This is a genomic window from Halobellus ordinarius, from assembly GCF_031823395.1.
Lineage (GTDB): Archaea > Halobacteriota > Halobacteria > Halobacteriales > Haloferacaceae > Haloquadratum > Haloquadratum ordinarius.
On sequence record NZ_JAVQKJ010000010.1, the window covers coordinates 1 to 14309 of the forward strand.

General features: G+C 59.0%; 16 protein-coding genes. 6 read left to right on the forward strand and 10 right to left on the reverse strand.

The genetic code is table 11. The features are described from left to right. The 3 genes from acnA to RJT48_RS15310 all read left to right on the forward strand — a co-directional run. Positions 1-2497 (forward strand): aconitate hydratase AcnA (acnA, locus tag RJT48_RS15300; RefSeq protein WP_311173222.1); only part of this gene is annotated, 2497 nt, incomplete at its 5' end. Between the two features lie 160 nt (positions 2498-2657). Next, positions 2658-3212: a DoxX family protein gene (locus RJT48_RS15305; RefSeq protein WP_311173223.1), complete on the forward strand. Its 555-nt coding sequence runs from the start codon at positions 2658-2660 to the stop codon at positions 3210-3212. A 33-nt stretch (positions 3213-3245) separates the two neighbouring features. Beyond that, a complete protein-coding gene (locus tag RJT48_RS15310; RefSeq protein ID WP_311173224.1) occupies positions 3246-3947 on the forward strand; it encodes a methyltransferase family protein in 702 nt (233 codons plus the stop codon). Positions 3948-4247: 300 nt separating this feature from the next. Here RJT48_RS15310 and RJT48_RS15315 read toward each other — a convergent pair whose 3' ends face one another. Continuing rightward, positions 4248-4397: a hypothetical protein gene (locus tag RJT48_RS15315; RefSeq protein ID WP_311173225.1), complete on the reverse strand. Its 150-nt coding sequence runs from the start codon at positions 4395-4397 to the stop codon at positions 4248-4250. A gap of 32 nt (positions 4398-4429) precedes the next feature. Here RJT48_RS15315 and RJT48_RS15320 point away from each other — a divergent pair, with 32 nt between their 5' ends. The 3 genes from RJT48_RS15320 to RJT48_RS15330 all read left to right on the forward strand — a co-directional run bounded on the left by RJT48_RS15320 (position 4430) and on the right by RJT48_RS15330 (position 6707). Beyond that, positions 4430-4729, forward strand: coding sequence for a hypothetical protein (locus tag RJT48_RS15320; RefSeq protein ID WP_311173226.1), 300 nt, complete (start codon positions 4430-4432; stop codon positions 4727-4729). A gap of 91 nt (positions 4730-4820) precedes the next feature. Beyond that, the gene (locus RJT48_RS15325; RefSeq protein WP_311173227.1) at positions 4821-6125 is read left to right on the forward strand and encodes an APC family permease; all 1305 of its coding nucleotides are present in this window, start codon (positions 4821-4823) and stop codon (positions 6123-6125) included. 60 nt (positions 6126-6185) lie between these two features. After that, entirely contained in the window at positions 6186-6707 is a 522-nt protein-coding gene (locus RJT48_RS15330; RefSeq protein ID WP_311173228.1) for a metal-dependent hydrolase, read from the forward strand. Positions 6708-6841: 134 nt separating this feature from the next. Here RJT48_RS15330 and RJT48_RS15335 read toward each other — a convergent pair whose 3' ends face one another. The 9 genes from RJT48_RS15335 to RJT48_RS15375 form a co-directional block, all read right to left on the reverse strand. Continuing rightward, entirely contained in the window at positions 6842-7282 is a 441-nt protein-coding gene (locus RJT48_RS15335; protein WP_311173229.1) for a cupredoxin domain-containing protein, read from the reverse strand. 77 nt (positions 7283-7359) lie between these two features. After that, positions 7360-7668, reverse strand: a complete 309-nt coding sequence (locus tag RJT48_RS15340) for a cupredoxin domain-containing protein (RefSeq protein ID WP_311173230.1) — start codon at positions 7666-7668, stop codon at positions 7360-7362. Between the two features lie 135 nt (positions 7669-7803). After that, entirely contained in the window at positions 7804-8538 is a 735-nt protein-coding gene (locus tag RJT48_RS15345) for a CPBP family intramembrane glutamic endopeptidase (protein ID WP_311173231.1), read from the reverse strand. Continuing rightward, a complete protein-coding gene (locus tag RJT48_RS15350; protein ID WP_345784756.1) occupies positions 8535-9272 on the reverse strand; it encodes a DUF1405 domain-containing protein in 738 nt (245 codons plus the stop codon). The genes RJT48_RS15345 and RJT48_RS15350 overlap by 4 nt, the downstream gene beginning before the upstream one ends. Before the next feature lie 13 nt (positions 9273-9285). Continuing rightward, a complete protein-coding gene (locus RJT48_RS15355) occupies positions 9286-9735 on the reverse strand; it encodes a hypothetical protein (RefSeq protein ID WP_311173232.1) in 450 nt (149 codons plus the stop codon). A gap of 11 nt (positions 9736-9746) precedes the next feature. Further along, positions 9747-10748 carry a DUF63 family protein gene (locus RJT48_RS15360; protein WP_311173233.1) on the reverse strand — a complete coding sequence of 334 codons (1002 nt, stop codon included), beginning with the start codon at positions 10746-10748 and terminating at the stop codon, positions 9747-9749. Continuing rightward, positions 10745-10969: a DUF7123 family protein gene (locus tag RJT48_RS15365; protein WP_311173234.1), complete on the reverse strand. Its 225-nt coding sequence runs from the start codon at positions 10967-10969 to the stop codon at positions 10745-10747. The genes RJT48_RS15360 and RJT48_RS15365 overlap by 4 nt, the downstream gene beginning before the upstream one ends. A 22-nt stretch (positions 10970-10991) precedes the next feature. Then, positions 10992-13592, reverse strand: a complete 2601-nt coding sequence (locus tag RJT48_RS15370) for a heavy metal translocating P-type ATPase (protein WP_311173235.1) — start codon at positions 13590-13592, stop codon at positions 10992-10994. 92 nt (positions 13593-13684) lie between these two features. Then, positions 13685-14275 carry an AsnC family transcriptional regulator gene (locus tag RJT48_RS15375; RefSeq protein WP_311173236.1) on the reverse strand — a complete coding sequence of 197 codons (591 nt, stop codon included), beginning with the start codon at positions 14273-14275 and terminating at the stop codon, positions 13685-13687. Between the last annotated feature and the right edge of the window lie 34 nt (positions 14276-14309).

A 14309-nucleotide genomic window follows, 5' to 3' on the forward strand; every position in this document is an offset into this window, starting at 1 on the left:
TCCCGCCGTCGTCGACCTCGCGGCACTCCGCTCGGCGGTTGAGCGCAAGGGCGAGGATCCAACCCTCGTCGAACCGGAGATCCCGTGCGATCTCGTCATCGACCACAGCGTTCAGGTCGACTACTTCGGCTCTGAGGACGCATACGAGAAGAACGTCGAACTGGAGTATGAGCGCAACGGCGAACGCTATCGAGCGCTCAAGTGGGCCCAACAGGCCTTCGACGACTTCCGCGTCGTACCGCCGGGAACCGGGATCGTCCACCAGGTGAACCTTGAATACCTCGGCCAGGTCGTCCACGCCCGAGAGCGTGATGGCGAGCAGTGGCTGCTCCCCGACACCCTCGTCGGAACTGATAGCCACACGCCGATGATCGGTGGTATCGGCGTCGTCGGGTGGGGCGTTGGCGGCATCGAGGCGGAAGCCGCGATGCTTGGCCAGCCCATCACGATGAAGCTCCCCGAGGTCGTCGGCGTCCGACTCACCGGCGAACTACCCGAAGGTGCGACAGCGACCGACCTCGTCCTCCACGTCACCGAGCAACTCCGCGAGGTCGGGGTTGTCGACCGCTTCGTCGAGTTCTTCGGACCGGGCGTGTCGAACCTCACTGTTCCGGACCGGGCGACCATCGCGAACATGGCACCCGAACAGGGTTCGACCATCTCGATGTTCGGGGTGGACGAGGCGACTCTCGATTATCTCGAGCTTACGGGACGCGACGAGGAGCACATCGAACTGGTCCGTGAATATCTCGACGCCCAGGGGCTGTTCGGCGAGCAGAACCCCGAGTACACCGAAACAGTCGAGCTCGATCTCTCGACGATAACTCCCAGTCTCGCCGGGCCGAAGCGGCCTCAGGACCGCGTCCCGATGGACGACATGAAGACGCACTTCCGTGGATTGGTCCACGGTGAATTCGAAGACGAATTGGACGAAATCGACGAGGACGCGCTCACCCGATGGCTTGGCGAAAGCAGCGCTTCCGATGACCGACCGGACCCCGATCTTCCGGAGCTGGACGTCGGCGACCTCGACAAACGGGTCGAAGTCGACGTACACGGCGAAACGACTGAAATCGGCCACGGGAGCGTCGTAGTTAGCGCCATCACCAGCTGTACGAACACGTCGAACCCTTCGGTGATGCTCGCGGCAGGACTCCTCGCTCGCAACGCTGTCGAGCGTGGGCTTGACGTCCCCGCGTACGTCAAGACGAGTCTCGCTCCGGGAAGTCGTGTTGTCACCCAATATCTCGAGGAATCGGGCCTCCTTCCGTATCTCGAAGACCTCGGCTACAACGTGGTCGGCTACGGCTGTACGACCTGTATCGGGAATGCCGGACCACTGCCCGAGCCGATCGAACGCGCGATCGACGCCGAAGACCTCTGGACGACGAGTGTCCTCTCGGGCAATCGCAACTTCGAGGCACGCATCCATCCGAAGATCCGGGCGAACTACCTCGCCAGTCCGCCACTCGTGGTCGCCTACGGCCTCGCCGGCCGCATGGACATCGACCTCGAACACGACCCGCTCGGAACGGACGCTGAGGGCGACCCAGTCTACCTCGCAGACATCTGGCCCGACCCCGACGAGATTCATACGGCGGTTCACGATAGCGTCGACTCGGCGATGTTCGAGGAGAAGTACGCCGAGGTGTTCGAGGGGGACGAGCACTGGGATGCGCTCGATGCGCCGAGCGGTGACGTCTACGAGTGGGACGAGTCTTCGACGTATATCCGAGAGCCGCCGTTTTTCAAGGACTTCCCGCTGGAGAAACCCGGCGTGGCGGACGTTGAAGACGCCCGCACACTCCTGTTGCTCGGGGACACGGTCACCACGGACCACATCAGTCCCGCCGGACCGTTCAGTCGCGAGCAACCGGCTGGGGAATGGCTCGTGGAGCGCGGTGTCGAACCGCACGAGTTCAACACGTACGGTGCTCGGCGAGGGAATCACGAGGTGATGATGCGCGGGACGTTTGCGAACGTCCGCATCGAGAATCAGATGCTCGACGACGTCGAAGGTGGCTACACGATTCACAACCCCACGGACGAACAGACGACGGTCTTCGAGGCCAGTCGTCGCTACCGCGAGAACGACACGCCGCTTGTCGTGTTCGCTGGCGAGGAACTCGGAACGGGATCGAGTCGTGACTGGGCTGCGAAGGGGACGGATCTGTTGGGAGTCCGTGCTACCATCGCCGAAAGCTACGAACGAATCTTCCGTGACAATCTCGTCGGTATGGGTGTCCTCCCGCTGCAGTTCCAAGAGGGAGACTCGTGGGAGTCGCTCGGCCTCGACGGCTCGGAGATCGTCGCGATCCGTGGCCTTGATGACGGGTTAGACGTGAACGACGAGCTGACCGTCCTCGCAGAACGGGCTAATGGATCGACCGTCGAATTCCCGGTTACTGCCCAGGTCGGTACGCCTGCAGCCGTTCGATACGTCGAAAACGGAGGCATCCTTCATCTCGTCCTCCGACGGCTACTCTCCCAAAAATAGGGACACTTCCCCGTTTCTCCGCTCGAACTCGAGACAGCTTGAAGATTGCCGGATGTGATACACTACGGAGCCGGCTCCTTCTCGAAAAACAGTGGCACCTCCTCACGTGAATCGGAGGGGAGACGCATCTTTATATAATTCCTACGAATCAGTCTACGGTATGTCATCACAAGAAATCCAACTACAAAGCTCAATTGGCGGATTTACGGCGAGCGGGAAGCTTCACACCCTGAGCGTCTGGTTCATCCTTGCACTACGACTGATGATGGGGATCGCGTTCTTCCAGAGCGGTGTAGATAAGGTCCTTTCCGGCAGTTTCAACGCGGCCGGCTACCTCCAGAATGCGCCGCCCGCGAACGGCAGTCCGCTCGCCGATCTCTTCGTCTCGATGGGCCAGACGGGTTGGTTCGTCGACTTCGTCAACATCGCCGTCCCGTGGGGCGAGGTTCTCATCGGCCTCGGCCTGATCGTGGGTTTCCTCACCCGACTGGCCGCGTTCTGGGGCGCGTTCCTGATGCTACTGTTCTACTTCGGGAACTGGGACACCGCACACGGCTACATCAACGGGGACTTCGCGTACATGCTCGTTTTCCTCTCTGTCGCCGCTTTCGGCGCAGGACGTATCCTCGGTCTTGATGCGTATATTGAACAGTACAAGGTTGATGGTGTACCACTCGTGGAACGGTATCCCTGGACCCGATACATTCTAGGATGAGTTATTTACTCTGGTAGAGAATCGACCCATAGAATGTCTCTGAACGTCTTGATGGTTTCAGCAATCGATTTTTCCGTTACTAACCCCGCAGCCTGGGGACTCGCACTAATCGTTATCGTCGTGGTTTCCTGGTTCTTCTATCGGTATTTTGCTCCAGATAGCTGGCGCGAGTGGGTCGGGGCAGGTGTGGTGCAGGCGTTTATCATCGCGTTGTATGCAGAGATGTACGGATTTCCGCTCACGATCTATCTGCTAGTCAGATTTTTCGGGTTAGATCGGGAGTATGTCAGCACAAACCTCTGGTCGACGCTGATTGGTTTCGGCGAGGCCGGGATGCTTGTATCAATGCTGCTCGGCTACACGGTGGCATTCGTCGGCATCGGATTGTTTGCTCAAGGCTGGCGACAGGTCTACCGTGCACGGCAGGACGATCGACTTGTTACTGATGGACTTTACAGGTACGTCCGCCACCCACAATACACCGGTCTGTTCATTGCAATGTTTGGTGAAGGAATTATTCACTGGCCCACGATCTTTTCGGTCGCTCTGTTCCCCATCGTGCTCGTGGTATTCACGTGGCTTGCAAGGAAGGAAGAGCGCAATATGGTTGCTGCGTTCGGTGAGGAGTATCGAACGTATCAGGACAAGGTACCGATGTTTCTTCCCCGGGTGACTCAGTGGCGCGATCTTGTGGCCGAGTCTCGCACCCGCGGAAACGATTCGGAGAATCCCTGAGTTCAGTCAGTGATCGTCACGGTCTCGTTCTGTACTCTCTTCATACGGCTGGGCCTCTATCTGTAGAATATCTTGTTTTAGATTCCTCTAATCCTCTTGTCACTTTTTAATGGAAGCTAGAATTTAGGGGTGCGACATTTTCGATGCGGAGTAATGAACTTATAGCTGGCTGGTGAGAACAGCCATATGTTCACGTCCCCCAGCGAACTTCTCTTGACGAGTATCATCCTCGCGAGCACCGCGTACACGGCGAGCAAAACGCCCGCGATCTGGTCTCAGTACAAGGGACGATACGGCCACTTACTCGTTGGAGTGCCGCTCGTCACCCTCTTGTTCGGGATTGCCCATCTTGGGATGGTTACGCCGCTTTCGCACGGCCTGATCGCTGCCGTGGAAACAGGTGCTCTTCTCGGTGTTACTGCCGTAATCGGCGTACTCGGATACGTTCATCCGCGACTTGGATATTCTGGGGGAGAACTTCGATGACAGCGCTACTGCTTTCGCTCCTCTCGGCACTCGTCGCTGGTGGGCTTGCGTTCCTTTGCTACATCCTGCTCTATGGGGACACCGTGCTAGTGATTCAGCGTCCGTTCTTTTTCAGAATCGGTGTTGGTGCGCTCTGTGCTGCAGTCCTCGGGGTGAGCGCAGTAGCGGTCGACTGGGTTCCGACACACCTCGTTCACGCCGTCTTCGCCGTATCAGTCGCTGCGGCGGTCCAGGCAGTTCATACCGGTCTTCATCCAGACACTGAAGCGTGGTTCTACTCGCTCTTTCGAACCTGACCGTCGACGCAGCCGATTTCCGATTCAGGACTCGGCTGGTTTGGATTCGTAACGACAACTGGCCTAAACGGGGCACCCCAAGGGAGACACGATGAGCGAGAAGCTGGGCCTTCTCGGTGCAGTCTCGATTGCGCTAGGTGGCATGATTGGGGGTGGGATCTTTGCGGTGCTTGGCGTCGTTGCGGAAATGGCGGGGCCCGCGGCGTGGCTCGCCTTTACCGGCGGTGGTATCGTCGCTTTCTGCGCTGGCTACTCGTACGTTCGCCTCCAGCGGCTTGGGGACGTGACCGGCGGATCGGTCAGTTTCTTGGAGGAGTTCGTTGAGTCGACAACGGTCGCTGGGATAGTCGGTTGGACGCTTCTGTTCGGCTATATCGGGTCGATGGGTATGTACGCGTTCGCGTTCGGCAGTTTCGCGACGAAACTTCTTGGCGTCGAAACCGCTCTCGGCATTCCACTTCGCCCCGTCGTATCGGTGCTCAGCGTCCTTGGATTCGTGGTACTGAACGTCCTCGGTGCTCGGGCAAGTGGCGTGACCGAGGTGCTCCTCGTCGCCGCGAAGGTTGGGATTCTCCTCATTTTCGGTGTATGGGGCTTCTATTTTGGAGCACGGACAGGGCAGCTGACGACCGGACTCTCTTCCGTTGCTACCGGCGGATTGCTCATGTCCGCCGCCCTGTCGTTCGTCGCCTTTCAGGGTTGGCAGCTACTCTTCTACGACGAGGGAAGTCTTCGGAACGCTCGGACGACCATTCCACGGGCGATCTATCTCTCGATTCCTGTGTCCCTCGGGCTATACGTCCTGGTTACAGTCGTCACGACGGGCCTACTTCAGCCAGAAACGATCGCCGCGAATCCCGAGGTGTCGCTCGCTATCGCGGCCGAACCGTTCATGGGTCGGACGGGGTTCATCCTCATCTCTCTGGCGGCGCTGTTCTCGACTGGGAGCGCGATCAACGCGACGCTGTTCTCGGCGGCCCACTTTGCGTCGGGTATGCTTGAAGACGATCTCCTCCCCGATCGGATTGGAGACGCCAACGCTGACGGTATTCCTACGCGAACACTCCTCGTATTGGGCCTGATCACGGCTGTGTTCACCGCCTACGGGAGTCTTCAGGGGATCACGTCGTTCGCGTCGCTTGCCTTCATCACGGTCTTCGGGTCGATGAGTCTCCTCGCGTTCAGACATCGGGAGGGGTTCTCCACAGGTATTTTTCCTGTGGTCGGCGTGGTGGGTGCAGTACTGTTCTTTCCCTCGTTAGTGTACCACCTCGCAGTTATGGAGCCTGCCGTCTTTAGTGTGGTACTAGTTGTGACGGTCGTTCTTCTTGGACTGGAGGTCCTCTATTTCGAGCGCGAGACTATTCGCTCAGGAACCGACGGCATCCAACGATGACGGGATCGTGATCTCTCGTGGTGTTTGAATTATTATATAGTTCGAATCGTATTGTCGGGTGTGCTCTTTTGGGTCCACGCTGCAGTCGCGTATCTCGTTTACCGAACGAGTCTCTCTATTTCTGGACGTGGTGACATCGATAGAGGGGTGATGATTGCCCTCATGGCCGGTGCGTTGCTTCCTGATCTCATTGACAAACCGGTGTCATTCGTATTCTCGTCTGCCCCGAGCAGGTCGCTCGCCCACTCAATTTTCACAACAATTTTCCTCATCGCGGTTGTCGTCTACATTAGCCGTCGTCTCGGCCGCTCAAAGGACGCATTAGCCTATATTCTCGGTCACTTCTCCCATCTCGGTGCAGACCTCGTTGATTCTCTTTTTATTCCAGAGGAGACGTTCGTGTTCTTGTTCTGGCCGCTGATAACTGACTACCATCATATCGACACCGTTCAGGAGCTACTTTCCCTTGTCACACCCACGCCGTACGTACTTGCACAGACCGGAATAACGATTCTCGCAGTTGCTCTCTGGCTCTACGATGGGAAACCAGGGTATGGAAGTTTTGGTTCAACGAGATACTGACTATGATGGCTTTCAAGATAGCTATTGGATCGTACCCAAGGCAACCACCGCTATACAAAACAGCAATTGAAGACCACGGAAACTACGCTTCCCGTTCGACATGCGATACGACGCGTAATTTCTTCAGGGATCGTTCAGTATGGGTCTTCACCACTGCCCCCGCTGTCGCCACCGAGTGAACTTTCGATTGTGGCGTCGCCGACACCGACTTTCATGCCCATCCCCGATAGGTCAGATCCGCCGCGGATCGTACAATATACATCGTACACGCCATTGTTCTCGAACGTGTGTGTCGTTTGACCCTCACCAGAGACATTCGTGTCTTTGTCCCAGTTATCCGAAGCACTTGTGACAGTATGATCGAAGTCGTCGTCGTTCGACCACGTGACTGTCGTCCCAGCGTCGACGTGGATGTTCCGGGGTTGGAACTGGTTGCCCGTCATTGAGACATCCGATGTCTCTTCAACAGTAGCACCATCTCTCCCGCTTCCCCCGTTGTTTGCTCCCGTACACCCAGCTACGAGAGGGACTGTACTCGCGGCTGTAACTGTCAGGAAACGCCTCCTCCGAATCATATTTCTAGTTAACAAACTACATTGTTGCAGTCATTAGTTGTTTTGATGAGGACACCACATCCAGTTCAAACAGCGTCTCACTCCACGATGACGGTGCCGATCATCCCGTTCTCCTCGTGTGGAAGGCAGAAATACTGGTACGTCCCGGTAACCTCAAACGCATATTGATACGTTTCGCCGCGTTCGAGAAAGCCGCGTGCCGACGTGCTCTGTCGGACAGCCTGTTCGGATTCGTACCCACCGCTGGCAAAATACGCTGCTCCCTCTGGAAGCGACTCCTCGTACGCTGACGCCGTGTGAGGGGCCCCACTCTCGTTTTCCCACGTCACAGTCTCTCCAGATTCGATGGTGACCTCGGCTGGGTCGAACCGAAGGTCGTCAGTCATAGTCACGGTCGGGCCCGAAGAGCCACTGAGCCCACCGAGACACCCCGAGACGACGGACATTCCGGCCGCTACACCGATTCCACCTTGGCGAAGCACCGACCGTCGTGAGTGTGTGTTCGATGGCATCTGGGCATCTTACAATGCAGTACCCTGTGTAACCGTATAGTATGCAAGGCCGAACTGGGCTGCATTGTATGCGCCGTGGATAAGTGCGGGCACAGCGAGATTATCGGTGAGTTCGTACGTCACCCCGAGCACGAGGGCGAGCGTAAAGACCACGCCAATATATACGAGTTTCCCACTCCCCTGGAGTGAAAAGACGTGGACCATCGCAAAGATGAGGCTCGCCAAGACGACCGCTCGCATCGGATGGAACGATTCTCGCAATGTCCCCTGAATGAGCCCTCGAAACAGAAGTTCCTCGCCGGGGCCCACCAGCAGAAACGAGAGCGGGATCAGCACCAGAAAGACGGTTGGCTCTTCCCGCCCGACTTCGATGATCTGGTTGCTGGCGTGGTCGAATCCGAGATACGCGATGATCGCCGAGAGTGCCCGGACGGCAACCAGTAACATAATGAATCCCCCTGTGACCCAAGCGATATCACGGCGTGTTGGAACGCGAACCCGGATAAATTCCAAGCCAATATCGCGGGCCTGTAGATAGAAGAGGGCAACACCGCCAAACGTCACTCCCTGGAGTAACACTGTGCTCACTCCCAGACGGAGCGCCGGACGATCCGAGAGAGAAATCCCGACGGCACTGAGCGCCTGTGAAACGAGCATCAAGAGAATCGCCCCCACGACAAAGCTCCCGAGCGCGATCCCGAGAGTAATCCCCACGGCACGGATTTGCTGCCGACCGTTCGTCACGGCTCGACACCCCCTCCATTCGAATCAGTTGCCGATCCTCTCTGTTCTGGGGCAGGTGATCGTTGAAGCTCGATCTTTTTGACCCGTGTTGCCAGTGCGAGGAACGTTGCGACAAGCGTGAGCGTCACCGCGGCGGCCGCTGCGAGGTCGTGAGCCCGGAGCGCATGGTTGAGCGTGCCGTCGACGAGTTCGGCCCGCAGGAACGTGTGATGGAATTCCCCGACGAGTGGCACGAAGTAGTCAACGATATCGTTGAACCCGTACCAGACGGTTGCGACGGCGACCGCTCCGACCGAGAATTCGGCATAGCGATAGATCAGGAACGACTGGAGGCTCATCGCGAGATGGCTCACGATGAGGAACCAGTAGAGCCAGGGTTCGATACCCCCCGGACCGTTGAGAAACAGCTGGACGAACGGCGTCCAGAGTCCGAGTTTGATGTTGCCGAAGAAGGCGAGCATGTGGAGCCACTCAATGTCGAGGTCCAGTTTCCACGCCGCGAGACTGAGCGCGACGAGCAGCGTCGCGGCGGGGCTGTCAGGGACAAACGGCCACATGACCAGCGGAGTTTGGGCGAGCTGGAAGCGGTAGTACCAGAACCCGAACGCGGTCCCCGCGAGGTTTATTATGACAATGAGCCACGCATATCGGAGTGCAAGATTCTCCAGTTGCCGGGGGAGTGGGGCAAGGTAGTTAGGCAGACAATCTGTGGTCGCTGTAGGTGTGGAAGGCATTCGTCTCGCTGAATTACATCCCGGAACTGTCGGTTCGCCGGTTCGTCATAATAACCCCACTGAGAAGCATCAGCACTGCGAGCGCGACCATGCCGAGATCCCAGCCCATTCCGGCAGTCATCGACGAGCCCATTCCACTGCCCATCCCGCCGTTCATACCGCTGCCCATTCCGGAACCCATACCCCAGTCCATACTCCCGGTAACGCCGACGAGTGCCTGATTGAGCAACATTAGGAGCGAGTAGCCGATCATCAGCGGCCCACTCGCGTTCCCGAGCCAGCTCGCGTAGGGTGTCAGAAGAACGACTCCATGGACGAGCACGATGACACCAAGGAGCGCCATGAGGAGCCCGCTGTTCGAACTCATCATTCCACTGCCGGTTGTCACCGAGAGCAGCGAGTACAGTCCCGAGACGAGTGCGATTGCCGCGCCATACTGTCGTGTCGTATCATCTGTGTTCATCGTATCCATTGTCAGACACCGAGCATCATCCGGAGTGACCCACGGACTCCCATCGGGAGTCCGATCGCCCCGATGAAGAACGTCATGAGCCACCACCAGGTGTGGTTCATCTCGTCTTTCGCGTCCGCAAGGTACCAGACGATTCCGCCGGTCACGAGGAGTTTGAGGACGAACGTCGATCCGGAGAAGCCAGTCGCTTGATACACGAAGTTCGTGATGACCAGCTTCGGCGAGTAGCCGAGGAACGTGACGCCGATGAGGTTCTGTGCGGCGTCCCACGTCTGTCCGAAGACGGCCAGCAGGAAGAGTGGATGCCGGAGGTGTGCGACGTCGACGAAGCTCGTCCCCCAGTAGTAGAGAGCAGTCACGGTGAGGGCGATTCCCGTCGTCGCGACGGGGACCCACAGGCGAAGCGGGGTCGCCGTCGAGAGTCCGTACCAGAGTGCCCATCCGACGGCGCTGACGGCCCAGACTGTCCCGACGACTCCGACCGTTGCCGGGATGGATCCGATGCCTCTGTCGCGCACGAGTGTGCCAAGGCCGAGCGCGAAGACTGTGACGCCTGTGACGACGAAATAGATCGACGGGGTGATGAACCACACCGCGTAGTCACCGAGCAGTCCGATGTCCTCGAGTGCACGCATCGCCCCGCCGGCGACGATTATCGGCGCGAACCCGTATGCGAGTCGCGCGTCGAGCGTGACACCGAGGTGGTTGAGATACGCTCGGAGGCCGGGAAGGCTGTACACGACTGCACCGAGATAGGTCACCGTGTTCACGGCATTATACCCCCGGACGGCCCGTATCCCCTCGTGGGTGACCGGCTGGCTGGCGGCGTCTGCGACGACCGGCCCCCAGAGATACTGCCAGACGAATCGATCGTAGACGAGCGTTGGGAATGCGAGGAGCGCTGCACCGATGAGGACGACCGGGGCAAGCAGATACAGCGCCCACCACTCGCGAGTCCCCGTGTCGGGGAGGACGGTTTCGACGCGCTGTGTGACAGTGCTCACGACTCGTCCACCTCGACTCGCCACGTTGTGCTCTTCGACCGACCCCACTGTTCGAGCGAGACGTCGGCGAGGTCGTCCTGAAGCTGGCTCAGATACTGTGCGACGGCTTTCGGCGATCCGTTGAGGTCGCTGGCGATGTCACGCGCCCGGAGGTAGGTGGGCTCGGTATCGGCCGTCTCGACGAGGTATGCGTGTACCGCACGACGTGAAATATTGGACATGATGGACTGGAACGACGCGTGATTACCGGAGCTTCCCCAACAGTTCGTAATCGTGGTCGGGCGTGTACCGACGGAACAGCAGGCTGTTCGACAGCACCGAGATGCTGGAGAACGCCATCGCCGCCGCAGCCAGAACCGGTTGGAGCAGTCCGAGGGATGCCAGCGGGATCATCGAGGTGTTGTAGCCCAGTGCCCAGACGAGGTTCTGCTTGATCTTCTGCAGCGTCGCGTCGGAGATGCGGATCGCCTTCACCACGTCCAGCGGATCGTCCCGCATCAGCGTCACGTCAGCCGCCTCGATGGCGACGTCCGTCCCGCTCCCAATCGCCGTACCCACGTGTGCGACGGCGAGTGCGGGGGCGTCGTTGACGCCGTCACCGACCATCATCGCCTGCCGCTCCTCGGCCTGAATGGACTCGACGGCATCGGATTTGTCCTCTGGGAGCACCTCCGCACGCACGTTGGTCGGGTCGATACCGACCTGCTTCGCGACCGCACGAGCGGTCCGTTCGTTGTCGCCCGTGATCATCATCACGTCGACATTGCGCTCCTGGAGCGCGCTAACCGCGTCCTTCGCGGTTTCTTTGACCGTGTCGGCGTCGGCGACGACGCCCACCAGCTCACCGTCGACGGCGATCAGCATCGCAGTCTTGCCCTCGTTCTCGAGGCGCTCCATCGTTTCCGCTGCGGGCGCGGGGTCGATGTCGTTGTCGCGGAGGAGTTTGCGGTTGCCGACCAACACCTCGCTCCCGCCGACCGTGGCACGGATCCCGTGACCGGGGACGTTTTCGAAGTCCTCCGGGCCGGTGACGTCTAACCCGCGCTCCTCGGCACCCTCGACGATGGCGCGGGCGAGCGGGTGTTCGCTGCCGCTTTCGGCGCTGGCCGCGAGCCGCAACACGTCGTCCTTACTGAGTCGGTCACGAGCTGTCAGCTGGCCCCCATCGGCAGCAGGATCCCCACCGTCGGTGACAGGCTGGCCATCTCCGTCGAAGACGACGACATCAGTCAGCTCCATTTCACCCTCGGTGAGCGTGCCGGTTTTGTCGAAGACGACGGTGTCGACGTCCTTGGCGCGCTCGAGAATGTCACCACCCTTGAACAGGACACCGTTCTGTGCGCCGATTGTGGTCCCAACCATCGTCGCGGCGGGCGTCGCCAGCCCCAGCGCGCAGGGACACGCGATGAGGACTGCCGAGGCGAACACGATTATAGCGAACTCGAACACCGTGACGGTTCCGCCCACGGGCCCCCCGGCGACCTGCCCCCACAGCGGGAGCCAGTCGACGAAGCCAGCTAGTGCCTCCGGGAACAGGAACCAGACGACGCTCCACAGCACGGCATTCGCGATGACCGCCGGCACGAAGTATGCGGAGATGCGGTCCGCGAGATTCTGAATGTCGGGCTGACGGGACTGGGCCTCTTTGACCGTCTGGACGATCTGCTGGAGGGCGGTGTCCCCCCCAACTTTCGTGGCCTCGACGACGAGCACGCCGTTCTCGTTGATCGTCGAGCCGACAACCTCATCGCCCTCGCCTTTCTCGACGGGCACGGACTCGCCGGTCACCATCGATTCATCGACGGCCGACTGCCCGTCGACGACGACACCGTCGGTCGGGATCTGCTCGCCGGGCCGGACTTTCATCCGGTCACCGACTTTGACGTCTTCGAGCGGAATCTCCTCTTCGTTGCCGTCTTCGTCGACGACTGTCGCCGTCTCCGCCTCCATCTCTAGCAGCTTGCGGAGTGCTTCACCGGCCTGTCCCTTCGAACGGGCTTCGAGGTAGTTGCCCAGCGTGATGAACACGAGGATAAGCGCCGCCGTGTCGAAGTACAGACCGCCGGCGATCACCTCGAGTAGCACAGTAACGGAGTAGACGTAGGCGGTGGTCGATCCCAGCGCGATCAGCACGTCCATGTTGGCACGCTTGTTGTTCACCAGCGCATTGTACGAGTTCTTGTAGAACGGCCAGCCGAGAAGCGCCTGTACCGGTGTCGCGAGCAGGAACTCGACCCAACCGAGTTCCACGCCGAAGACGGTCTCGGGGACGAAGGCGCCGCCGAGAAGATAGTTGTCGATGAGGAAGAACAGCAACGGCGCAGAGAGGACTGCCCCGAACAGTGTCAGTCGGAGCTGTTTTCGTATTTCGGCCTGCCGCGCGGCGTCGCGCGCGTCCTCACCGGAGTCGCCGTCGTCGCCGTCCTCTCGGACGGGCGAGTAGCCCGCGCTCTCGATGGCATCGTAGAGCGCATCCAGCGACGTGTCCGCGGGATTGTACCGGACTTGGGCTTCGTCGGTGGCGAAGTTCGCCTCGGCTGCGATGACACCTGGCGTGTTCTCAAGGGCAGTCTCATTGGTCTGTACACAGTTGGCACAGGTCATATCGGAGATGCCGATAGTCACCGTGTCAGACACTGCCCCGTACCCGGCATCTTCGATCGCCTCGTATATCTCTTCGAGCGTTACCTCGTCAGGATCGTACTCGACGGAGCCCTCATCCGTGGCGAAGTTCGCGTTCGCCTCGCTGACGCCGTCGAGGGACTCTAGCGCGTCGCCAACTGTCGCCGAGCAGTTGGCACAGGTCATCCCTGTGATATCGAGATGTGTAGTTCGGCTTGTCATACTCATTCTACTATAGGGGGTCCATATTTAGACGGTTTTCTGTTACGAGAAAGCTGGTTTAGGCCCTGTCAAAATTAAGATTTCAAAGTCGGTTATACGCCTTCTTCTAATCGCTGATATCGGTCTTCGAACCGTGACAGACAGGACGAACAGCAGAAGTGATAGATCTCGCCGTCGATCCTCGTCGTCTCACCCTCATTATCGACGGTATTGTTACACTCGGTACACGTAAGAGCGAAACCAACCCCATCGACGGATGGTGTCCACTCGACGTCGTCAACGAGTGTGACTGTATACTCCGTTATCTCGATCTCGTCGAAGAGTCCATTCACCCACCGACGAATGTTCTGTGCTTCGACGCGAGCGTAGAACCAAAGTTCTCCCTCAGATGTCGTAAAGACGTGTTCGACGCCGTCTGACTCGCGAACCTGGGTACGGGCTGCCTCCAGCGATCCCGGACTGATCTCGGCTTGGATAAACACTGGAACACCGGCCCGGAGGTGGGCCCTATTGACATCGATCGTGAAATTTTTGATGATGTCCGCTTCCTGTAACCGTTTCACTCGATCAGAAACCGCTGGCCCCGACAGGTCGACTTCCTCGCCGATATCGCTAAACGGGCGGCGAGCGTTTTCAGCCAGTAACGAGAGAATTTCAAGATCGGTTTCATCCAAGTTGCGCATACTGATGCCTCGTCTCGCGGATTACATTATTGTT

Excerpts from the sequence above, each read along its gene's own strand:
- RJT48_RS15305 (WP_311173223.1), top strand. The coding sequence starts at position 2,658 with ATGTCATCACAAGAAATCCAACTACAAAGCTCAATTGGCGGATTTACG.
- RJT48_RS15310 (WP_311173224.1), top strand. The coding sequence starts at position 3,246 with ATGTCTCTGAACGTCTTGATGGTTTCAGCAATCGATTTTTCCGTTACT.
- RJT48_RS15315 (WP_311173225.1), bottom strand. The coding sequence starts at position 4,397 with ATGAACGTATCCGAGTACGCCGATTACGGCAGTAACACCGAGAAGAGC.
- RJT48_RS15320 (WP_311173226.1), top strand. The coding sequence starts at position 4,430 with ATGACAGCGCTACTGCTTTCGCTCCTCTCGGCACTCGTCGCTGGTGGG.
- RJT48_RS15325 (WP_311173227.1), top strand. The coding sequence starts at position 4,821 with ATGAGCGAGAAGCTGGGCCTTCTCGGTGCAGTCTCGATTGCGCTAGGT.
- RJT48_RS15335 (WP_311173229.1), bottom strand. The coding sequence starts at position 7,282 with ATGATTCGGAGGAGGCGTTTCCTGACAGTTACAGCCGCGAGTACAGTC.
- RJT48_RS15340 (WP_311173230.1), bottom strand. The coding sequence starts at position 7,668 with ATGACTGACGACCTTCGGTTCGACCCAGCCGAGGTCACCATCGAATCT.
- RJT48_RS15350 (WP_345784756.1), bottom strand. The coding sequence starts at position 9,272 with ATGCCTTCCACACCTACAGCGACCACAGATTGTCTGCCTAACTACCTT.
- RJT48_RS15355 (WP_311173232.1), bottom strand. The coding sequence starts at position 9,735 with ATGAACACAGATGATACGACACGACAGTATGGCGCGGCAATCGCACTC.
- RJT48_RS15365 (WP_311173234.1), bottom strand. The coding sequence starts at position 10,969 with ATGTCCAATATTTCACGTCGTGCGGTACACGCATACCTCGTCGAGACG.
- RJT48_RS15370 (WP_311173235.1), bottom strand. The coding sequence starts at position 13,592 with ATGACAAGCCGAACTACACATCTCGATATCACAGGGATGACCTGTGCC.
- RJT48_RS15375 (WP_311173236.1), bottom strand. The coding sequence starts at position 14,275 with ATGCGCAACTTGGATGAAACCGATCTTGAAATTCTCTCGTTACTGGCT.